Annotated in this window: 14 protein-coding genes; 2 read left to right on the top strand and 12 right to left on the bottom strand. The window is 64.8% G+C overall.

Translation table 11 applies throughout. The features are described from left to right. Positions 1 to 22 precede the first annotated feature (22 nt). Complete coding sequence (locus O0J73_RS14160) at positions 23 to 883, bottom strand: LytTR family DNA-binding domain-containing protein (protein ID WP_308308974.1); 861 nt, start codon at positions 881 to 883, stop codon at positions 23 to 25. Between the two features lie 175 nt (positions 884 to 1,058). Between O0J73_RS14160 and O0J73_RS14155 the strand changes: the two genes are divergently transcribed. Then, on the top strand, positions 1,059 to 2,264 hold the full coding sequence (locus O0J73_RS14155; RefSeq protein ID WP_308308973.1) for an acyltransferase family protein: 1,206 nt from the start codon (positions 1,059 to 1,061) through the stop codon (positions 2,262 to 2,264). 40 nt (positions 2,265 to 2,304) lie between these two features. On the opposite strand, the gene O0J73_RS14150 is transcribed toward O0J73_RS14155, so the two are convergent. The 10 genes from O0J73_RS14150 to tssI form a co-directional block, all read right to left on the bottom strand. Further along, on the bottom strand, positions 2,305 to 5,238 hold the full coding sequence (locus O0J73_RS14150; protein ID WP_308308972.1) for a VIT domain-containing protein: 2,934 nt from the start codon (positions 5,236 to 5,238) through the stop codon (positions 2,305 to 2,307). A 100-nt stretch (positions 5,239 to 5,338) separates the two neighbouring features. After that, entirely contained in the window at positions 5,339 to 5,926 is a 588-nt protein-coding gene (locus tag O0J73_RS14145) for a hypothetical protein (RefSeq protein ID WP_308308971.1), read from the bottom strand. 483 nt (positions 5,927 to 6,409) lie between these two features. Next, positions 6,410 to 6,856: an SMI1/KNR4 family protein gene (locus O0J73_RS14140; RefSeq protein ID WP_180864690.1), complete on the bottom strand. Its 447-nt coding sequence runs from the start codon at positions 6,854 to 6,856 to the stop codon at positions 6,410 to 6,412. A 166-nt stretch (positions 6,857 to 7,022) separates the two neighbouring features. Continuing rightward, on the bottom strand, positions 7,023 to 7,493 hold the full coding sequence (locus O0J73_RS14135; RefSeq protein WP_308308970.1) for an SMI1/KNR4 family protein: 471 nt from the start codon (positions 7,491 to 7,493) through the stop codon (positions 7,023 to 7,025). Positions 7,494 to 7,510: 17 nt separating this feature from the next. Then, positions 7,511 to 7,909: an Imm12 family immunity protein gene (locus O0J73_RS14130; protein ID WP_308308969.1), complete on the bottom strand. Its 399-nt coding sequence runs from the start codon at positions 7,907 to 7,909 to the stop codon at positions 7,511 to 7,513. Positions 7,910 to 7,962: 53 nt separating this feature from the next. After that, positions 7,963 to 8,586, bottom strand: coding sequence for a hypothetical protein (locus tag O0J73_RS14125; RefSeq protein WP_164162520.1), 624 nt, complete (start codon positions 8,584 to 8,586; stop codon positions 7,963 to 7,965). Further along, positions 8,574 to 13,160 carry an RHS repeat-associated core domain-containing protein gene (locus O0J73_RS14120; RefSeq protein ID WP_308308968.1) on the bottom strand — a complete coding sequence of 1,529 codons (4,587 nt, stop codon included), beginning with the start codon at positions 13,158 to 13,160 and terminating at the stop codon, positions 8,574 to 8,576. Before O0J73_RS14120 ends, O0J73_RS14125 begins: the two co-directional genes overlap by 13 nt. Before the next feature lie 19 nt (positions 13,161 to 13,179). After that, complete coding sequence (locus tag O0J73_RS14115; RefSeq protein WP_006441023.1) at positions 13,180 to 13,308, bottom strand: hypothetical protein; 129 nt, start codon at positions 13,306 to 13,308, stop codon at positions 13,180 to 13,182. Next, positions 13,305 to 14,921, bottom strand: coding sequence for a hypothetical protein (locus O0J73_RS14110; protein WP_308308967.1), 1,617 nt, complete (start codon positions 14,919 to 14,921; stop codon positions 13,305 to 13,307). The genes O0J73_RS14115 and O0J73_RS14110 overlap by 4 nt, the downstream gene beginning before the upstream one ends. 19 nt (positions 14,922 to 14,940) lie before the next feature. Then, positions 14,941 to 17,184 carry a type VI secretion system tip protein TssI/VgrG gene (tssI, locus tag O0J73_RS14105; RefSeq protein ID WP_308308966.1) on the bottom strand — a complete coding sequence of 748 codons (2,244 nt, stop codon included), beginning with the start codon at positions 17,182 to 17,184 and terminating at the stop codon, positions 14,941 to 14,943. A gap of 228 nt (positions 17,185 to 17,412) precedes the next feature. On the opposite strand from tssI, the gene O0J73_RS14100 reads away from it, so the two are divergent. Beyond that, on the top strand, positions 17,413 to 18,462 hold the full coding sequence (locus O0J73_RS14100) for a DUF1176 domain-containing protein (RefSeq protein ID WP_308308965.1): 1,050 nt from the start codon (positions 17,413 to 17,415) through the stop codon (positions 18,460 to 18,462). Between the two features lie 84 nt (positions 18,463 to 18,546). Here the strand turns inward: O0J73_RS14100 and recJ are convergent, their stop codons facing one another. Further along, positions 18,547 to 20,304 carry a single-stranded-DNA-specific exonuclease RecJ gene (recJ, locus tag O0J73_RS14095; protein ID WP_308308963.1) on the bottom strand — a complete coding sequence of 586 codons (1,758 nt, stop codon included), beginning with the start codon at positions 20,302 to 20,304 and terminating at the stop codon, positions 18,547 to 18,549. Positions 20,305 to 20,397 lie beyond the last annotated feature (93 nt).

The raw sequence follows: 20,397 nt of genomic DNA, 5'->3' as shown, positions 1-20,397 counted from the left end.
CCCCCCCCCCCCCCCCCCCCCCTCACCCGCCCGCCAGGGCGAGCCGGAGTTGGGGCAGCTGTCGTCTACTGCACGGTACTTTGACGCCATCGGCCATGTGGAGCAGCGCCTCGCCGCCCTCCAGTGGCTCGATCGAGCGCAACTGGCCACGATTGATCATCCAGCTGCGATGCGGGCGTAGAAACACGCCCGGGTCCAGCCGCTGCTCCAGCACCGACATGGTGATCCGCAGCGGGTAATCATGGCCACGCACGTGAAGGTTCACGTAGTTGCCTGCCGCCTGGGCGTATTCGACGTCTTCGGTGGCCACCAGGAACTCCTTGCCCAGCTTGCGCACCAGGAAGTGCTGCGGGCGCTCGACCGGCTCCACCGGGACGCCAACGTCAGGCTCGGCCAGCAGGCTCGCCTCGCCCTGGCGCCGCCGCCCAAGCCAGCTGGCCAGGTGCTCCAGCGCCACGAACAGCGCAAACGTACGCACATCCTTCAGGTATTCGTAGGCAAAGCGCTCCAGCCAGCCGGCATCGTCCTGGTAGCGATAGCCCACTGCCGCGTAGGCCAGGTGCCGGACCAGCATCATTCCCACTACGTGAAGCAGCGACCAGCCCACGCTGGCCAGCAGGTACAACGGTAACCGCCGGCGCCAGGTATCGGCATGCAGGGGCCAGCGCTCGCACCCCCACCACAGCAGCGGCAGGGTCGCCAGGATCAGGCTCAGGCTGCTGAACTCCCAGATCAGTGGCTCCCACAGGCGCAGATCCGCGCCCCGGCGCCCTGCGTCCATCACCTCCACCAGCGCATTGCTCACCGCTGAAACTGACAGGATCGCGGTCCATACCAGAATGCGGGTTGACGTACGCCAGCGCGTCGGGCGCCCCTGTGCCATTCCTGCATCCATCTCGTTGCGGTGCTCCAGCGTGCCTCAAGGGGCCGAGGGTAGCGGCTCCACTGGTCCCCCGCCGCCCGCCATTGGTCACCTTGGCGGTACCGGCGGGCCCAGCGCCATGGTCACAGCGCGTGGCGGCGCTCACCGTGGCCTGACCTCCCTGCCCGGCCTACCCATGAACCGACGCCACGACATCGACGCCCTGCGGGTGTTCGCCTTCGCCCTGTTGATCCTCTACCACACCGGCATGGCCTACGTGGACGACTGGGGCTTCCACCTCAAGAGCGTACATGCCGCCGAATGGCTGCAGTGGCCGATGGTGTTCGTCAACCGCTGGCGGATGTCGCTGCTGTTCCTGATCTCGGGCATCGCCATTGCATTGATGCGGCCGGAAGGCAGGCTGCTGCGCTTTGCAGGCCTGCGCACGTGGCGGCTGCTGCTGCCCTTGCTGTTCGGCATGTTCATCATCGTACCGATCCAACCCTACTGCGAAGGGGTGGCCAACGGCCATGTCTCGCCGGGCTTCGGCCCCTTCCTGCTACGCTACTGGCAGGTCCGGCCGTGGCCGGAAGGCAGTTTTGCCGGTTGGCAGTACGGCATCACCTGGAACCACCTGTGGTACCTGGCCTACCTGTGGAACTACACGCTGGCGCTGGCCCTGCTGATGCCGCTGCTGGCGCGCGCGCCGGTGCGCCGCGCCATGGCCCGCGTTGCGGCGTCGGGCTGGCTGCTGATCGGCATTCCGTTCGTGCTGCTGCTGGCCTGGGTGGTCTGGCTGGAGCCCATCTACCCCTCCACCAATGCCCTGCTCGGCGACTGGTACCAGCACGCGAAGTACGCCACGGTGTTCCTGGCCGGTTACCTGCTCGGTCGCGAACCCGTGTTCTGGGAACGGGTGGTTGCCCTGCGCCGCACCACGCTGTGGCTGGCGCTGGCCGCCGTCGGCTGGTACATGGGCCTGCGCATCCTCGGCCAGGTGCTGCCGGCCGACTCGCCGCTGCGGCAGTGGCCCGAGCCGTTCTGGGACCTGCAGGTCCGGACCAGCCAGTCGCTGTACGTCTGGACCGCGCTGCTGGCCATCCTGGGCTGGGGCAAGGTCTTCCTCGACCGCCCGTTCCGCTGGCTGCCGTATTGCACCGAGGCGATCTATCCCTGGTACATGCTGCACCAGAGCCTGATCATCGTGCTGCTGTTCTGGCTCAAGCCGCTGCAGCTTGGCGCGTGGACCGAGCCGGCGCTGCTGCTCGGCGGCACCGTGGGCGGCTGCCTGTTGATCCACGAGCTGCTGATCCGTCGCGTGCGCTGGCTGCGCCCACTGTTCGGTCTGCGTGCCGAGCCACGATCATTGCCGACCGTACACGCCGCGACGGCGGCCTCATAGAGCCGAGCCCCTGCTCGGCTCCGCATCGGCCCAGGGTGACTCATTCCACCGTGAACTCACCCACCAGCACGGTCTCGGCGCGGTCCTTCAGCCGCATCGTGACCATCTGGTCCTTCTGCTTCGGCGTGCCCCAGTGGGTGGTCAGGCGCAGCATCAGGGTCGTCGCGCCGGTCACCAGCTGCTGGCGGCTGCCGAAGTAGTTCGCCTCCACCTTGTACCTGCCGGGCCTGGCGTTGCGCAGCGAGAACTGCTCCGGGCCGTAGCCACCGGTGAAGTCCTGCGACATCTGCCCGCCCTGGTAGGTCAGGCGGTTGCCGTAGTACGCGCGCTCGCCGTTCGGGTCGGTCACCCACAGGTCCATGTCGCTGTTGTCGGCATCCCAGGCCAGCACCACGCGCAGGTCCAGCGGCATCGCCTGCAGCAGGCGCGGGTCGATGCCCGTGGTGTCCAGCATCGGGCGGCTGCGTGATACCAGGTTGGTCAATTCGTCCAGCGCGATCAGCGCAATACCATCAAAACGGTTGTCCCACGGCCGCACCACCACCTGGTACAGCGGCGCCATCGCCTGCTGCGGCTTGCCGGCGGCGGCCAGCGCCAGGCCGAGGTCACGGAAACTCTGCGGTTCTTCCTGGCCCATCGCCAGCACCTGTTCGAACACCGGCACCGCCAGTGCGGGCGCGTCGGCCTGCATCAGCCGGTAGCCGAGCACGCGCAGCAGGTGGCGGTTGTCCAGGTCCATCTCGGCCAGGTTCGACAGCACGCGCAGCGCCAGCTCGCGCTGGCCCTGCTCCAGCAGCAGGTCGGCCACATCCAGGAAGAACGCACTGCTGTCCGCATGTGCCTCACGTTCGGCCAGGTAGCGGTCATACAACCGCGAGGCAGGTCCCTGGCGCAGGCGGCGGGCGATCGCTGAATCCGGCTGCCATGCGGCCAGCTGGATGCCGAGCTCGCCCTCGTTGGCGGGCCCCGCTTGATCGATGGCCGAACCGGTGACCACCACCGCGTCGAGCGCCTGGTTCGCCGCGGGCACGGAGCGGCGCGCGCGCGCGCTGCCGGCCTCTCTGCGCTGTTCGGCCGCCGCCATCGGTGCAGGCGGAGCCGCTGGTGCAGGCGGAGCCGCTGGTGCAGGCGCAGCCAACATCGCCATCGGCGCCGATTCCATCGCGTAATCTGCGGACGCCACTTCCAGTGCCCTGCCCTTCAACTGCGGCGGCGCATCCTTCGGCCAGCTGCGGCTCCACCATTGCTGGCGCTCCTTCCAACGTTCAGCAACCTCGTCCAGACGCTCGCGATCGGCAGCGGCACGGTCGCTCACCTGCCGCGCGAAGCGGGCGTCATACTCGGCGCGCAGCTTTCCGGACGGACGAATCGCATAGCGCAGGTAGTCCTCCAGCGTTTCCAGCACGATCAGTGAGGTATCCGGCCCGACCAGGCCGAACTGCTGCGACAGGCGCTGCATTTCCTCGCGATTGCCGCGACGATCGGCGGCCAGCTGTTGCAGGCGTGCCTGTGCCCACAGCCCCGCAAGCAATTCACCGTCATCGCCTTTCTGCGTTGCTGGCAATGCCTGCCAATCACCGGCACCGACACGGACCCGCATCGGCACACCGTCAGCCGCCAGCCGGGCATGCAGCCACAGCCAGCCTTCGGCTTCGCTGCGACGATCAATCACCACATCCTGCACGCCACGCCCCGCGTCGACCTGTACATCCAGCGGTGCGGACAGCAGTGCGCGCGCGGCAGCATCGACGTCGGCCTCCAGGGCGACGAAGCGGCCACCGTGCGCTTCGCTCCAGCCGCGCAGGCGCGTGCTGTCGGTGCGGGCACCGGCGCTGCTGACGGCAAACAGGCGCTGATCCGGCGCCATCGCTGGCAGCTGCTCCGGCCCGTAGCTCAGCAGGCCGTCGCTGACCAGCAGGTACTCCTTCACGCTCTGCTGCGGCTGCCACTGGGCCAGCGCACTGGCACCGTCCGGGCGCACCGCCTGCAAAGCCGCGCGCAGCTCGCTCCAGTTGCCTGCGCGGATACGGAAGCGGCCCACCGGCTCGGCACAGTCGCGCAGCACAGTCAACGCGACCGTGCCGTTGCCCATCGCGGCGAAGTAGCGATCCAGCAACGCGAACTCACGCGCGCGGTCGCGCCGGCCGGAGGAACCCGAACCGTCCCACAGCAGGCCGACCTCGCTCGGCGGCGTGCGGGAAGTACCGCTGACCGGCACCGGCAGCTGCGCCAGCAGATAGTGGCCGTCCTGCCACGGTGCCACCTGCACCTGCGGCTTTCTTTCGGCCGGCAGGGTCCATTGCAGCTGTGGCGGCAGCTGCGAACCCTGGCCCTGCCATTGCAGCCGGCCCGCCGTGATCTGGAACGGTGCGGTACCTGCGGCCATCGCCCCCGGCGCCTGCACCTTCACTGCAACCGAGGCGGCACCTGCGGCGAACTGCAGCGGCAGCGTCCACCGCCAGCCCTGGCCCGAGAAGGCCAGCGGCTCGCGCAGCACCAGCTGCACGCGGCGACTGCCACCGGCCGGTAGCGGGTAGATGCGCAGGCGGAACTGGTTGCCCGCCGTCTGCTCCAGCAGACCGGGGTCGACGCCACGGCGGGCGATCTCCTCGAAGACCTGGCGGCCGCGGTCCTTGGGCACCGGCACCGCCTCGCGCAGTTCGCCGCCGATATCCAGGGCAAACCCGGTGATCTGCTGGCCCTCGGCCAACGGGAACTGCAACTCCCCTTCCAGCACCCGACGGTTCGGATTGTGGAACTCCAGGGTGATGCGGGTCTGGGCGATGCCGGCCTGGATGTCGCCTTCGATGCGAGCCTGGCGCAGCGCGATGGGCTGCTCGGCGCCGGCAACCTGCAGTAGTGGCACCGACCGGACGGGCCGGACGGCCCTGGAGGACTGCGCCTGGGCAACCCCGGCGACAGCGCAGAGCAGCAAGGCCAGTACGGTTGGAATCACGCGGCGGACGAGGGGCATCGGACTGCTCCAGCGGGAGGTTGGACGGTTCAACGCGCGGCTGGGGGGAATGGGGTTGGATGGGGGGCGACTTCAGGATGCCGTCCCGCACAGCGCAGCTTCAGATCGGGCCGTCTTCGAGCTGCTCCAGCACGACGGACCACGATGAACCCTCGGCAAGTGCAGCAGGATCAAGCCTTCCCCATGCCGCCGCCATCGCCTTGATTGCATCATAGCGATTGAACCCTTGTCTTGCTGGACGCGCGTGAATCTCGCCTCGCTTGAACGCCTCAAGTCTGGCCTGCATTACTGCCTGAGAGTAGACAACCGGCATGGAATCGCTTGATGTTGCCTGCGCTTGAAATACCTCATACGCCTCCAGAAAGCCAAGGAAGCACGAAAGGCGACTATTGACGAACTGATGTCCGCCGTCACCTGCCGCAATCACCTTTCCGGCCACGGAAAGGCAGAGCAGCAGTTCCTTTCCCCATGGCTCGTGCGCCACGACCAGAAGCGCCTCGCCGTAGAAATCGGCCATCTGCGGCGCTTCGAACTGCACAACGGGTACTTCACCAGGAAGTCTTGACGGCAAACCGAGCTTCAACATCAACTCACTGGACAAAGGATCAAGGCCAAAGTCGCCAAGCACCTTGGTACTCACTTCCAGCGAACCCGCATCGTAGAAGCGAGAGAACGAATTTCCAGTCACGTATAGCCCTCAAAACCGGGCGTTCACCTTCCAATAGATTCGTGAACCGTGCACCTGACGAAGATCTCAATGCGATCTTCAGTACCGACCGCGAGGTCAGCAGATTGCGGCTGTCGTAGGTGAACTCGCGTTGCAAATGCGGCCTCAACTGCTCGCGCGTGGTGCGGCCCAGCGCTTCACGTTCCATCGAGATCGGCGACTCGTCATTGATCCCCAGCGATACCGTCTGGTCCCGCAGGTCGCAGCCAAACGCTACGCGATTACCGGCCGACACTCAGTTAGCCGTGCCTTGTGGGACAGCGGCCGAGGCAGGCCAAGCACTCCCCTGCATCCTCCATCAGCCGTGAAAGAACAGCGCGGCCAGGAATGACCCTGAGGCACGATATTCCAGAGATCATTTCATCACACGTTCAAGCTCTGGAACCCAATCGAACCTCATCAAATTCCATCATTCATTTGTGACGCACGAAATCGCAAATTACATCAGGCTCGCCGAACAATCTCCTCTAGAAAGCCCATAAAACTATCGACAAACGGCTCATAAGATCCGTCAGACCAATCCCGCCTGACAACCGGATACTCTCCACCAATCAGCCCGTTACTGGTATCGAAATAGAATGATTCATCCGCATCCGGAAGATGAATTGAGATATACCCGCCCGGCAGGTCGCCATCACGTGAATCCAGTCTGAAATTGCAGATCAGATCACTATCGGAAATTTCACGCACATCCCGAGGCGCAAGGGTCAGGACAGGATAAGCACCGACCCTCAGATTCCCATACTTGAGCAACCACTCCTTGTACGAATCAGGCAATGGAATCCCCAGCTCAGCTTCGGCCTCCCGGATAAGGCCAGGTTCAACCTGGCGCCCTGGGAACACCTTGACTCGCGGGTGCTGCGCCACCAGCGCCTCCAGATTATCAAACATGAACACACCTCATTGTCGGAAGATAGCCAGCACGTTGCCTTGTCCTGCACCTGCTCAATGGCGCCGAACAGGGTCGTGGCCAATGCAGCAGGGTCCAGCCAAGCCGCACTTGAAGCGATGCCGAAGATGCTATCGACTGCGCAAGCCTTAAGGCCCGAAAGCCCTTCTACGCTGAGTGACGAACGAGGCCCATCAGGAAATCAAAGAATGATGGCGAAGAGAACTCGAACTCCCCGGTATTGTAGTCGTACCGCAGAATTGGATACTCTCCATCCTTCAATCCTTCACGTGTATCGAAGTAGAAGGCTTCGTCCGAGTCCGGAACAAAAATCGGAATCAGGCCTTCTGGCGGAAAGCCGTTCTCCTCGACCAAGCGAGCGTTGTAGACAAGGTCGTCATCAGCCACGTCACGGTTCTCCGCATCTGCGAAGCCGAAAACGGGATCTGGACCTACAAAAAGGTTGCCAAACTCAACTAGCCAAGCCTTGTAGGAAACGGGCAGAGCCAAGCCAAGCTCCTTCTCTGCATCCTCCACAAGCTCCGGAGAAGCAGCACGGCCAGGAAACACCCTTACCCGCGCCGATCCAGCGATCATTTCATCAAGGCGCTCAAAACAGGAACTCCAATCAGGACACACCAAGCCTCCTGGATCAATCAAGCGAAACAGAGCTTTACGGCGCCAGCAACACCCGAGAAATCGATCTTACCGGCACTGCGCGGCAGCTTTGCACTTTCGAAACCGCTCGTCAGCCAACCTCCAATTGCCGATGCAGCGCAATCATCATCGATGGACACTGCCTCGTCCTTTCCAACGCAGACAGCAAGCAGAACACTTTTCTTCTTGGCAGAGAATCTAACCGACGATGAAATCCCTTCCGGGCAATATTCTGTCAAACTGCCACTGATCCACAGTTCAACATCGATCGTCTCCAGACCATCAATAGACAGCTCTGCGAACGCGAACTTCAATCTAGCGCGTGCCTGGACGATCTCAGGTTGAAACTTCACCCCCACCTCTGGCCCGCCCAACCTTCCGCTCAACGTCACTTCCATCTGCACTCCACAGCCCCAATCGCGACAGGGCGCGATCAACAATACTATTAAATTTAGTCACAACCTGAAGTTTCTCTCAATTCGTCAACCACACCTGTGAAGAACATTAGAATGGACTGGTGAAGAGTGAGCTTACGCTTCATGGTTGCTCCGTCATCGGTCCCAATGAACAGCTCAGCACCACTCATCATCAAGGAAGTGACGCGAGCCTGATATCGCGGACTAGGAATGACGACATGAATACCCTCATCTTTACGGACAATACGCAGCGATCTAGGCGCATCCCCCTCAAACACGCGAGTGATGTAACACGTCTTTATCAGACCGCCCTCACAGGCCACATCAATCTTGTCATCGGTCTCGCCTGGCGCTAGACCCGAATCCTTCAGCGCATGCACAAGCTCAAAGATGAGACGGTCGAAGTCACACCCCGCGGACACCACGTACTCGACGGGCTCGCCCTTATCGGTCGACGTCAATCTCAGAGCGCCGACCGACTGATCAACCTCAATGTCTGCAGCAGGAGCCAAAATGCGGTCTCCCATTGGATTCTGATCGACAAAGAAGCTTGAACTGGCGCCCATGTAGTAGAGCGCGGGCTCAGCCCCAAGGCGCACCTCTGCCCATCGGGGATCGTATGAGAAGACAGACGAACAGGGAGAAATCAGCTTCTGCATGCGCCCTCCAACAAGGCCCATGCTCGATCTGATTTCTGCTTGTTTGTCCCTGCCCCTCGATAGATCGACCCGATCCCCCTGCTCATTCTCTCAAATTCCGTAGACTGTATTTCAATATTTCCCTTGAACACGTTTCCAACCGTTTTTGGTATGACTACACTTGAAGCGTTTCCATCGATCAGCAGATCAAAGATGTTCGATCTGCAGCCTGTACAAACGCCGACAGGAATTTCGCCACTCTTGAAGTGGCCCACCACGTCGCTGATTACCACCTTTTTCCCGTCAAATCCCGGACCCTCATCAATGAACCAATTGAGCCCATTGATCTCAGCGTGGCCAGCCGAGCTACTTGTTGCCGTCCTGGAAACATTGCCCACGCTAATGGTCGCAGAAGCGCCATTCATCGGCTCCCCCCATAGACCAAGGGGGTCGCTTTCAGAGAAAGGATTTGAAACGTATGCCTGCAGATTTATCGAGGCGACCAACCCAAGTGGATCCAAAGAGATGAACGCTCCAATTGTCGGATCGTAGTACCTGTTTCGGTTGTAACTCAGCCCGGTCTCTGCGTCAAAGTATTGGCCCTGCAAACGAATGTTGTTTTCTACCGCTGTGAAATGAAGCTGCTGAAGGCTTCCCCAGGGAGAGATAGTGGCATGCCAGTGCGTCTGCCCATGTCGATCCATAATTCGGCTGGGGCAGTCGTTAACATCGTTGATGATGTGCAGAATTCGAGGGCGCGGCGCAGCGAGTACATCGCGCGAATCCATACATGAGTCGATCGGTGCAGCCTTCGTGGTATCAACCTGTTCGACAACCTTATCAGGAATGCGCATTGCCTCATCGTTGAACGTAGGCCCCTTCTGCGCAACACGATGAGGGGGTGCCTCCGCGCTTCCAAGTCGCGTGCCTCCAAGCATACCCAGCCCCAAGCGAACCGGTGACTCAGCAGCTATGGGTTTCTTGGCCCCATCAGTCAGATTGGTGACAGTAGCTTCTGACGGCCGTGCACCAGCTCCGGAAACGGGGTTGGCAATCATTCCAGTTCGCAACATCACGCCCATCCTCTTCGCCTCACCCGTCGCCGCAACTGCGCCGGGTTTGATCGCAATAGTCGGATCTAACAGGGCAAGGGGCACATATGTACCTGGATGATAGACATACTCCCAAATCGCCTCATACAGTCGCTCAAGCCGGCGTTGCCGACGCTTCACCTCTACCAGGCTCGCCACATTGCCCACCCACACCGGCACCGCGTCTTCTGCTTCGTTGGCCTGCCGCACCTCACCCAGCAGCGCATTGCCATCCCAGAAGAACCACGTGGTCTGTGTCGGATTGCGTTTGAACACCCGCCGCCCCAGCGGGTCATAGCCGTAGTACGTTGATTGCCCGTTGCGGCGGCTCTCCGCCAACCGATGGTTGGCATCCCAGATCAGCGTCAGGTCATCCGGCGCATCCCCTTGCGGTGCGCCCTTGCGCACCAGATCGCCCGCCCGGTCGAAGACGTAGTGCACACCCTGATAGGTGCCTTCACGCGTCCAGGTGGTCAGGTCGTCATCGTCGCCGCCTACCACCTTGCGCGCCTGCACCTGCTTCACTTCAGTGCGCAGCCGGTCGCCGGCCGGGTCGTTGAAGTAGCGCTCGACCCTTCCCTTCGGGTCGATGTGCTGCAGCAGGCGCCCGATAGCGTCGTAGCGGTACTCGTCCACGCCCTGTGCGCTGTCGCTGCGCTTGGTGAGGTTGCCACTGCGGTCGTAGTCGTAACGCGTCTCGAACAGCGGTGCAGCATCCTTCAGTACCGACTGCGAGGTCAGCAGGTTGCGGCTGTCGTAGGTGAACTCGCGCTGCAAGTGCGGACTCAGCTGCTCACGGGTGGTGCGGCCCAGCGCATCGCGCTCCATCGAGATCGGCGATTCGTCATTGATGGCTACCGATACGGTCTGGTCGCGCAGGTCGTAGCCAAACGCTACGCAATTACCGGCCGAAGTCTCGCGCAGTACGCGGTTGCCCACTTCATCATAGGCATAGCCGACACGGAAACCATCCTGCTGCTCTTCCAGCAGCTGGCCCAGCGGGTCATACACGCGCTTGACTGTACGCGACGGATTGCGCAGCTCGACAATCTGGCCCTGCACGTCGTAGACAAAGTGTTCCTGCACCTGCTGTCCAGGATGGCGCACATCCGGCAGCGTCTTGCGGGTGATGCGCCCAAGCTTGTCGGTAGCGAAGGCGATGCGCTGACCCAATGGATCCAGGGTCGCCGTCAGTCGCCCGGCAGCATCGTAGCTGTAGCGCCGCGACTGGCCCCAGTAATCAACCTCCTCGACGATGCGTCCCAGCGCATCGCGCACCAGCTGGTAGGTTTCGCCGCGCTGGTTGATGACCGCGACCAGCTGCTCCTCGGTGTCGTAGCGGTACTCCACACTGTGGCCGTCTGCCTGCAGCCGCTTGCCGATCTGGCCGATGCCCACGTACTGCAGCCGCGTCTGCGCGCCCACTTCATCGGTGTAGCGGACCAGCTGATCTTCGGCATCGTACTCGCAGCGCACGCCGCTGCCGTCCGGGCCAATCGTGCCGAGCAGGCGACCCTTGGCGTCGTACTCGTAGCGACTGACCTGCCCCAACGGATCCACCTGGCGCAGCAGGTTACCGAGCGGATCGTGCTCGAAGCGGCTCTCATGGCCCAGGGCATCGATGACCGCGGCCACCAGTCCATGACGGTCATAGCGCAGTTGCGTGACCGCCTGCCGTGCGTTGGTCTGCGCGTGCAACTGGCCCTGTGCGTCGTAGTCGAAGCGGGTGGTCGCACCCAACGGATCGGTCTGGCTGACCAGCAGGCCCCGGCCGTCATACGCCTGTTGCCAATCGACACCATCCGGCGTCCGCAGCGACACCATATGGTCGTCCAGGTCGTATTCCATCTGGATCGATGTGCCATCGGCGCGCGTCAGGCAGACCAGGTTGCCCTGCGCATCATAGGCAAACGCCGTACGCAGCCCTTCCGGATCGGTCACCGCCACGGTCCGCCCGAAGTCGTCGTACTCGAACAGCGTCACGCCATCGAGCGGATCGATCTCGCACAGCGGCAGCTGGTTCTCGTCAAACTTGACCACGCTCAGGTGGCCCAGCGAGTCTGTCACCCGGGTCTCGCGCAGCAGCGCGTCGTACTCGAAGTGGTAGTCATACAGGCCGCCATCGCCCCACGAGTGCACCACCCTGCCCTGCGCGTCGAACGCGTAATGGAAGGACAGCCCAACGCGGTCGGTGTGACGCACCAGGCGATGCTGTTCGTACGCGAAGGTCCGCGGCGCACCCAGCGCATCGACAGCCGCCAACAGATCGCCCTCGCCACTGTAGCGATAGCTCACCAGCGGATGCACCAGACCGGTGGCCGGATCATGCAGCGCCATCCGGTCGATGCGACCGTGACGTGCCTCCACCTCGATGAAGCGCCCCTGCAGGTCGCCGACGCCGCTTTCGACGATGCGTACCAGATGGCCGTCGCGGCGCTCGAACCGCCAGTGGTTGCCGTGCGCATCCTCGATGCGCTCGATCGGCCACGACTGCGGATTCGGCAGCGCGCTGACGCCTGCCGGCAGCTCGCCGCCGAACACATACTTCAGGCCGCTCTTGAAGCGCACCTGCCATTGCCCGCGCCGCCGCAGCAGGCGCGCGCCGTCGACGAAATCGAGGATTGCCCCGGCCTCACCGTCGGCCGGTGGCAGCTCAGGGAAGAAGGCGGCCTGGTCCGGGCCGGACAACCACACGCTGCCGTCGTCCAGCAGTTCCAGGCGGATATCGGCCGGCGTCTGCCAGCCGGCGCCGCACAGGCCCGGCTCACCTGCCCGGCGCGAGCCGTAGCTGCGCTGCCAGGCGAAGGACAGCCGCCCGGGAATGTCGAAGTCCTGGTGGCTGACCACTACGCTGCCATCGCGGATATCCACCGGCTCGGCACGCAGCACCTTGCATTTCAGGAAGCCGGAGGGCAGATGGCCCCACTTGCCGCGCCGCCACTTGGCGAACGCATCCATCTTCTTGCGGAAGAACGCACTCTTGCGCAGCTTGCCCAGTCCGGCGAACGCGGCGCGGAACGCCAGCGCGGTCCATGACACCGTCGGCGGTCCTCCCACCTTGACACTGGTCGGAATGGCCACGTTCAAGCCGGTCGGCAACGACATCGCGCGCAGCGGCTTCTTCGGCTTCTTCACCCGGAACGGGTTGATCATGCCGGCCAGGTTGCAGTCCAGTACCGGCATGGCCAGCCGCGAGAACGGCTCGCCATCGGCCGACACCGTGCGGCTGCCCATGAAGATCTCTTCGCCGTCGAACTGCGGCCCCATCGGCGCAGCCAGCGGCGGGCCCCACACGCCCAGTGGAATGTGGATGTCCAGGCCGCCAGTACCGGCAGTACCGCGATGCACACCGTTGACCTTGATGGTCGAGCCGATGAACGGAATGTAGTCGAACGGATCCAGCACCAGGCCGATGTGCGGCGTCGGCAGCGGGCACGGTGGCACCGCGTACATGTGGATGTCGATGCCCAGCTGCGGATCGAAATGCTTGGCGGCGATGCTCACGGCAACACTCCCTGTTGCTTTACAAGGCGCGGAACAACGCGCGCAGGAACGCCTTTACTTCGTCACGGTACTCGGCGCTGATCCAGGTCACGACGATGATGCCCAGCACGATGGCCACCAGCATCACCACGGTCTTGTTCGACTTCATGCAACAGCCACTCCTGTAACGGTCGTTCCGGCCGGCGCCGCCACGGGCGGCTGCAGCAGGCCACTGGGGTCGGGCAACGGCTGCATCGCCGGCGGTTCGCTCCACACCGGTATCTCGTGATCGAGCGGGTGTTCGATGGCCGGCAGGCCGTTCCAGCCCGGATCGAGGAAATCGCGGCCCACGGCCACGATCTTGCGGAAGAATTCGTCGCCGCCCTGGATCAGCCGCTCGCGCTCCTGTTGGGCGCGGTGGAAGCCGCGTTCCAGCGCAGCATCCAGCTCCGCGTCGATCGCATCCAGTGCCGGCCGCACTGGCCGCGGGCCCAGCGCGCGGCCCTGTGCATCGGCCTTTTCCAGCAGGCTGGTACTGGCCTGCAGGTAATCGGCGGCCACCTGCTGCAGCGATTCGCAGCGGCGCGCGTCCTGCAGTTGCAGCAGGTCCCACAGCGCCTGCGGCAGCGTGGTGGCCTTGCGGTCGGCCGGCGCCAGCGGCTTGGCGATGCGGATCGCCTCAAGCAGCTGGGTACGCGCGGCCTCACGCTGGCCGGCCTGCAACTGGCACCAGCCGGCCATGCGCTGGCCCTCCAGCGCGAACATCGGGTGCGGAATGCTCGCTGCCGACGTCGAGGCCTGCAGGTAGGTCTGTGCGGCGCGCTCGGGCTGCTTGGCCGCCAGCCAGCAGCCTGCCTCCCCAAACCAGCTCTGCATCACCAGTTCCGGTGCAGCCGGGTTGCCGCTCATGCGCGCGCCCTCGGCCGCGCTGCGCGCCTGCCGGTAGCTGTTGATGGCCTGCCCGTGGTCGCCATGCTTCAACCACGCGCCGGCCACCATCATCTGCACCACCGATTGCTGGTCCTGCCAGCCCTGCCGCTGCGCCAGCCCCTGCGCGCGCTCGGCGCGGGCCGCCACCTGCGAGGGGCTGCCGCGTTCGAGCAGCAGCATCAGGTCGGCCAGCAGCTGCCGGTACAGCACTTCCGGGCCGCGGCCGCCAGACTGCGCGGCGGTATCGCGGGCGATGCCGAACATGTCGACCGGCGCACTGACCACGCGCGCGATCCTGCCGTGCCGTTCCAGCAGCGACTGCCAGCGCGGATCCTCCTCTGTATCCACCAGCACCAGGCGCAGGCGCGGGCCAGGGCCGGCGGCCAGCGCGGCGTCCACCCAACGCTCGAAGCCCTCGCCAGGCACGCAACGCTCCGGCTCCAGCACCGCCGCCAGCAAGCGCAGGTGTTCACCATGATGCTCGATGAAGCTCTCCAGCACCTCGACTACACCCTGTGCGCTGTCGGGATGCCCTTCGTGCGGGCCACGCCAACCGAGCGGCACCTGCTGCGCGCGCAGATCTTCCTGGCTGGCCACATAGCGCTCCAGCAGGTCCTGCTTGAGCTGCCGGCTGTAGCGGAAGCCCAGTTCGTAGGCGGTATCGATGCGCAGGAAGTAGTCCGGCGTGTCGCGGCCTGCGTCGTTGCGCTGCATTTCGAAGAACGCCGCCAGCAACCGGCTGGCGGCGGCTGGCAAGCGCCAGACCAGCAGGCGCCGGCTGTTGTCGGCGCTGGCCTCCAGCCAGGCATCGCGCAATGCGTTCAGGCCGCGCAGCATGGGGGTGTCCTGCATCGTGCTTCTCCCTTGCGGCTCAGCAGTTGAGCTTGATCTCGCTGCCGTTGACCGATACACCACCGGCGTCGATCACCACTTCCGAACCACCGGCGGTGATCTTGATCGCGCTGTCGGTGATCTCGATGACCGAACCGCCGACCTTGCTGGTGAGCTTGACCGCCGACTCCAGGCTCATCGCGCCGTCCGAGCCCTGGCTGTGGGTGCCACTGGCATCCTGGCTGAAGTTGCCGGTGACATCGATGACGCGCTCGCCGACGTTGCTGTCGTCGACCTTGCCCTGCACCTTGCGCTTGTCCTGCCCGGTGATCGTCACTTCACGCGCGGCCTGCAGGGTCTCGGTGACCAGCCCACCGACGGTGCGACTGGAGGTGGAGGTGACGGTCTCGGTCCAGGTGCCGGTGCGCTGGCTGGTGTAGTTGCCGGTCAGCGTGGTCTTGAAATCGCCGGTGATGGTTTCGGTGTAGCCAGCGGCAGCAATCGTCTTGGTTTCGCCGGTCTCGTACTTCTCGGTCACCGCGCCGGTCACATTGGTGGTACGGGTGCCGCTGACACCCAGCGTATCGGTGCCGGTCACAGTGATGCCGCGGTTGCCGCCGACACTGATGTCCTGGTTGGCGCCGACGCCCATCGTGTGGTTGACCGCCACCGTAGTCGACTTGTTGTTCTTGATGCTGGCGTTCTGGTCGTTGAGCACGGTGGTGACCATGTCACGCTGGGCGCGCATGTTCAGCAGCTCGCCGCCGGCGCCATCGTGCATGGTGATTTCATTCCAGCCCGCGCCCTTGACCGTCTTCGACTTCAGGCCGCTGACCTCCATGCCGAACGGCGGCATGTTGTCTTCGTTGTAGACGCGGCCGGTGATGATCGGCCGGTCCGGATCACCGTCGAGGAAGTCGACGATCACTTCCTGGCCCACGCGCGGCGGCGACACGCCGCCCATGTCCGCGCCGGCCCAGGGGCTGGCACTGCGGATCCAGCACGAGGCGTTCTCGCGACGGTCCAGTTGGCGGTCCCAATGGAACTGCACCTTCACCCGGCCATAGCGGTCGGCGTGCAGTTCCTCGCCCGGCGGGCCGACCACGGTGGCGGTCTGCGGGCCCGGCATGCGCGGCCAGGGGGTGAGCCGCAGCGGGCGGTACGGGATGCGCCGCCGCAGCACTTCGGCCTGCACTTCCACGCTGGGCGCTTCTGCACTGCCGAAATCGGCGGCAAAATTATTGTGGCCTTCGCGCTGCATGCTGACCACGAAGAAGCTACGATCGGTGTCGTCGCGGCCGATGAAGTCCGGATGCCGTTCCAGATCAAAGCAGCCGCCGGCCTCCATCTCGCCGGCATTGCCCGCACACTCGAACAGCTTGGTCGGCCAGGTCACTTCCTCGTTGCGCACCGCGGCCAGCGCCGTACCGATGCGGCTGTTCATGAAACGCGCGGCACCGTCGTAGCGGTACTGCTCCAACGGCGGCAGCAGGCCCAGCGGCACCTGGTTGCCCTGGTTGCCATCCAGCCGTTCGCCCGGCTGCTTGAAGTCGAAGCTGCGCAGCGTCTGCACGCTCGGCCCGACCCGGCGCCGCGCCCCCCAGCGATGCAGGCCCGTGCTGGCCAGGGTGCCCTGGTCGGAAACAAACGCGATCGGCTGCGGCTCGCCATGGGCAGTGCTCAGCGTCGAATCGTCGCTGATCACCATCTGATGGCCTTCTTCGTCGTGGACGAAGCTGTAGTACAGGCCGGCATCTTCCAGCAGGCGGCTGACGAAGGCGAAGTCCGATTCGTTGTACTGCACGCAATACGGCAGCGGCGCCAGCTTGCCGGCATTGAGGTCGTAGCGGAACCTGGCCAGCTGCGCATAGCCCTCGAAGACTTCCTCGATGATCTGCAGCACGTTCCGGTCCTGGAAGATGCGGCAGTTGCAGGTGTAGTCGAGGAAGGCGAACCACGGCGCCAGCTCGGCACGATAGGCGCTGAACTGCGCCTGCTGCCCGGTGCTGGCGAACTCGCGCACGTAACCATGCACGCTGCGGTTGCCGAACTCATCGCCGAGCTGCAGCCGCAGCGGTTGCCCGACCAGCTGTTTCAGCTCCAGTCGCGGCTGGATCGAGAGCAGATCGATGCGGTACGCAAACGGCGCGGACACCGATTCGGCCCCGTCGAAGCGCTTGACCAGGAACGTGTCCGGATCCAAAGCGGTTTCGACGCGGATCAGGCGTCGGTCCTGATGCAGGCGCTGCAGCGTGGCGCCGGGAAGCAGTGATTCGGCGTACATCGGGCGTTCCGTCGTCCCATGTTGGTCGTGGCCCGACTTTGCCATTGACCTGTGCCATGTGCCAGCTTTTTGACGCAATCAGCGCTGGATAAGGAGATGAATTCATTAAGGATTTTCACGACAGCGCGAACCACGTCACAAATACGGAGAGCACAGCGCAGCCATTCAGGCTGGCGCTGACGGTCCTGGCTGGGCACTCTGTGGCCCCGCCCATGTGTATGGATACCCATGCGTCAGTTCCTGCCCATTGCCCTGCTGGCCTTGGCCACCCCGCCCGCTGCCAACGCCGGGGCACCCTCCAGCGGCCTGTACTTCCAGCACCACGACTGGGTGGTGGCCTGTGACAACACCCGTACCTGCCGCGCCGCCGGCTACGCCGCCGACGAGCAGAGCACGCTCAGCGTGCTGCTGACCCGCAAGGGCGGCGCCAACCAGGCCATGCAGGGCCGTCTTTCGCTGCAGCCGGATGAAGGCCAGGCCCGGCCCGCCGGCGCGCTGCGCCTGCATGTTCGCCAGCAGGACCTGGGTGTGCTGGTAGCGGACGAGGGCGAAGGCATTTATGCCCTGACTGCCGCGCAGACCGCCGCACTGTTGTCGGCACTGGTGCGCGACGGTGGGATCAGCGTGAGCGATGCCACCGGTCAAACTTGGGCGTTGTCGGACAAGGGCGCTGCCGCAGTCCTGCTGAAGATCGACGAGTACCAGGGCCGCCTCGGCACGCCCGGTGCCGTGATGCGCAAGGGCAGCACGCCCGAAGCCAGCGTTCCGGACGCGCTGCCGGTGCCCGTCGTGCGCAGCGCATCGACGTCCGATTCGATTCCGGATGACCCGGCCTTCGCGCAGTTGGCGGCCTCGCCCGCGCTGCGCGCGGCGCTGCGTGCCACGCTGAAGGACAACAGCTGCGAGGGCCTGCTGGAGGCCGATGCCGATATCCCGCTGAGCAACTCGGCACTGGAGATACGTCGCCTGGACGCGCAGCACGTGCTGGTCAACGTGCCCTGCTGGCGCGCGGCCTACAACACCGGCGACGGCTACTGGGTGGCCCGCCCGAAGGCCCCGTTCCAACCGCAGTGGGTGACCAGTGATGCGATCGACTATGACGATGGGCAGATCATCGCCGTGCAGAAGGGCCGCGGACTGGGCGACTGCATCTCGCAGAGCACCTGGACCTGGACTGGCACGGCCTTCGTCGCGACCGCCGAAATCGCAGCAGGCCTGTGCCGCGGCGTGCCCGGTGGCACCTGGGAACTGCCGACGCTGGTGACCGAGGTCCGCTGACCTCACAGAAAAAGGGGACGGAGGGGATTAAGTCGCAAGTGGCAAACAAGGCACAAGCGACTTAATCCCCTCCGTCCCCTTTTTTCAGGTGGGCAGGCAGTGCTCGACGATCAGCTGGATCGCGCTGCCACCACGATAGTCATCGCAGGCCAGGCGATAGGCGAGATGCACATGGCGGCCCGGCGCATTGCCGTGCCAGCCGCCGAAGTGGATGGCGTTGATCGTGCCGGGCACGCCCGGCAAGCGCAGTTCCAGCTTCAGGTGGCGCTCCTTCAGCACGCGCCAGTTGGCCACTTCGAAGTGGCCGTCGAACAGTGGTTCCGGGAAGCCCTGCCCCCACGGCCCGGCCAGGCGCAGCGCATCGGCATGGCGATGGTCCAGCTCGTCCGCCGCCAGTTCGCCGTCGCTGAGGACCTGTTGCTGCAGCGCCGCCGGGTCGAGCATTTCCAGCACCACGGCGACGAATGCGCCCTTGAAGTCGTCAACGTGATCCAGGCGCAGGCTGAGGCCGGCGGCCATCGCATGCCCACCGAAACGCTCGATCAGGCCCGGATGGCGTGCGTCGACCAACGCCAGCGCGTCACGGATGTGCAGGCCAGGAATCGAGCGGGCCGAGCCACGCAGCGTGTCGGCGCCCGGTTCGGCCGGGGCGAAGGCGATCACCGGTCGATGCAGCCGGTCCTTCATCTTCGACGCGACCAGGCCCACCACGCCCGGATGCCAGTCGGCATCGAACAGGCAGGCCGCCACCGGCCGCTGGCCGGCCATATCCAGCACCACGCGGGTCAGCGCCTGCTCGGCGTCGTCGGTCATCGACTGCTGCACCGCGCGCCGTTCCGAATTGATCTGCTCAAGTGTCTGCGCGATGTCGCGTGCCTGCCGTGGGTCCTCGGTCAGCAGCAGCGCGATGCCCAGCGCCATGTCTTCCAGCCGGCCCGCAGCGTTCAGGCGCGGCCCAAGTGCGAAGCCGATATCGGTGGCGGTCAGTCGTGCTGCATCGCGGCCACTGGCTTCGATCAGGGCGCGCAGGCCGACACAGCCCTGCCCGGCACGCAGCCGGCGCAGGCCCGCACTGACCAACGCACGATTGTTCGGGTCCAGCGCCACCAGGTCGGCGACGGTGCCGACCGCCACCAGGTCCAGCAGCGTGGTCAGGTCCGGCCCCTTGCCATCGGCGAAGACACCGGCCTCGCGCATCTGCCGGCGCAACGCCATCAGCACGTAGAAGATCACGCCGACACCGGCCAGCGATTTGCTGGGGAAGGCATCGCCATCCAGGTTCGGATCGACGATCACGTCGGCCGGCGGCAACTGCGGGCCCGGCAGATGATGGTCGGTGACCAGCACCTGCCAGCCACGCGCCTTGGCCGCGGTCACGCCCGCGTGGCAAGCAATGCCATGGTCGACCGTGACCAGCAGGTCCGGCTGCAGCGCGGCCAGCTCCTCCACCAGCGACGGCGACAGGCCGTAGCCGTGCACCATGCGGTTCGGCACCGCGTGGAAGACATGTTGCGCGCCCAGCATGCGCAGGCCGCGCACGCCCACCGCGCAGGCGGTAGCGCCATCACAATCGAAATCGCCGACCACCAGGATGCGCTGGTCATTGGCGATGGCCTCGACCAGCAGGCCCACCGCTGCATCGATGCCGGTCAGCAGCTCGGGCGCATGCAGACTGCCAAGTTTCGGCAGTGCCAGCTCCGGCGTTTCCGCGCCACGCGCTGCGTACAACCTGGCCAGCAGCGGCAGCGTGCCCTCCGGCCAGCTGCCGGGTGCGACCGCATCGCGGCGGCGGATCGTCGGGGTATCAGGGGATGGCTGTACAGCATCGGCGGCAAGGGACATCGGCATCGCCGGTTACGAAAGACAGAGGGATGATAACGCGCGTGGGAGAGGCTGGCGGGATTGCGCCCGGCAGCTGCGGTAGTGGGGGCGGCG

This window comes from Stenotrophomonas sp. Sm6012 (assembly GCF_030985895.1).
GTDB lineage: Bacteria > Pseudomonadota > Gammaproteobacteria > Xanthomonadales > Xanthomonadaceae > Stenotrophomonas > Stenotrophomonas forensis.
The sequence above is the reverse complement of the archived record's forward strand: the minus strand, read 5'-3'. Positions and strand labels throughout refer to the sequence as shown.

Bases quoted from the DNA above. Each gene is read 5' to 3' on its own strand.
- O0J73_RS14155 (WP_308308973.1), top strand. From the start codon at position 1,059: ATGAACCGACGCCACGACATCGACGCCCTGCGGGTGTTCGCCTTCGCC.
- O0J73_RS14160 (WP_308308974.1), bottom strand. From the start codon at position 883: ATGGCACAGGGGCGCCCGACGCGCTGGCGTACGTCAACCCGCATTCTG.
- recJ (WP_308308963.1), bottom strand. From the start codon at position 20,304: ATGTCCCTTGCCGCCGATGCTGTACAGCCATCCCCTGATACCCCGACG.
- O0J73_RS14130 (WP_308308969.1), bottom strand. From the start codon at position 7,909: ATGGAAGTGACGTTGAGCGGAAGGTTGGGCGGGCCAGAGGTGGGGGTG.
- O0J73_RS14125 (WP_164162520.1), bottom strand. From the start codon at position 8,586: ATGCAGAAGCTGATTTCTCCCTGTTCGTCTGTCTTCTCATACGATCCC.
- O0J73_RS14100 (WP_308308965.1), top strand. From the start codon at position 17,413: ATGCGTCAGTTCCTGCCCATTGCCCTGCTGGCCTTGGCCACCCCGCCC.
- O0J73_RS14150 (WP_308308972.1), bottom strand. From the start codon at position 5,238: ATGCCCCTCGTCCGCCGCGTGATTCCAACCGTACTGGCCTTGCTGCTC.
- O0J73_RS14110 (WP_308308967.1), bottom strand. From the start codon at position 14,921: ATGCAGGACACCCCCATGCTGCGCGGCCTGAACGCATTGCGCGATGCC.
- tssI (WP_308308966.1), bottom strand. From the start codon at position 17,184: ATGTACGCCGAATCACTGCTTCCCGGCGCCACGCTGCAGCGCCTGCAT.
- O0J73_RS14115 (WP_006441023.1), bottom strand. From the start codon at position 13,308: ATGAAGTCGAACAAGACCGTGGTGATGCTGGTGGCCATCGTGCTGGGC.
- O0J73_RS14140 (WP_180864690.1), bottom strand. From the start codon at position 6,856: ATGTTTGATAATCTGGAGGCGCTGGTGGCGCAGCACCCGCGAGTCAAG.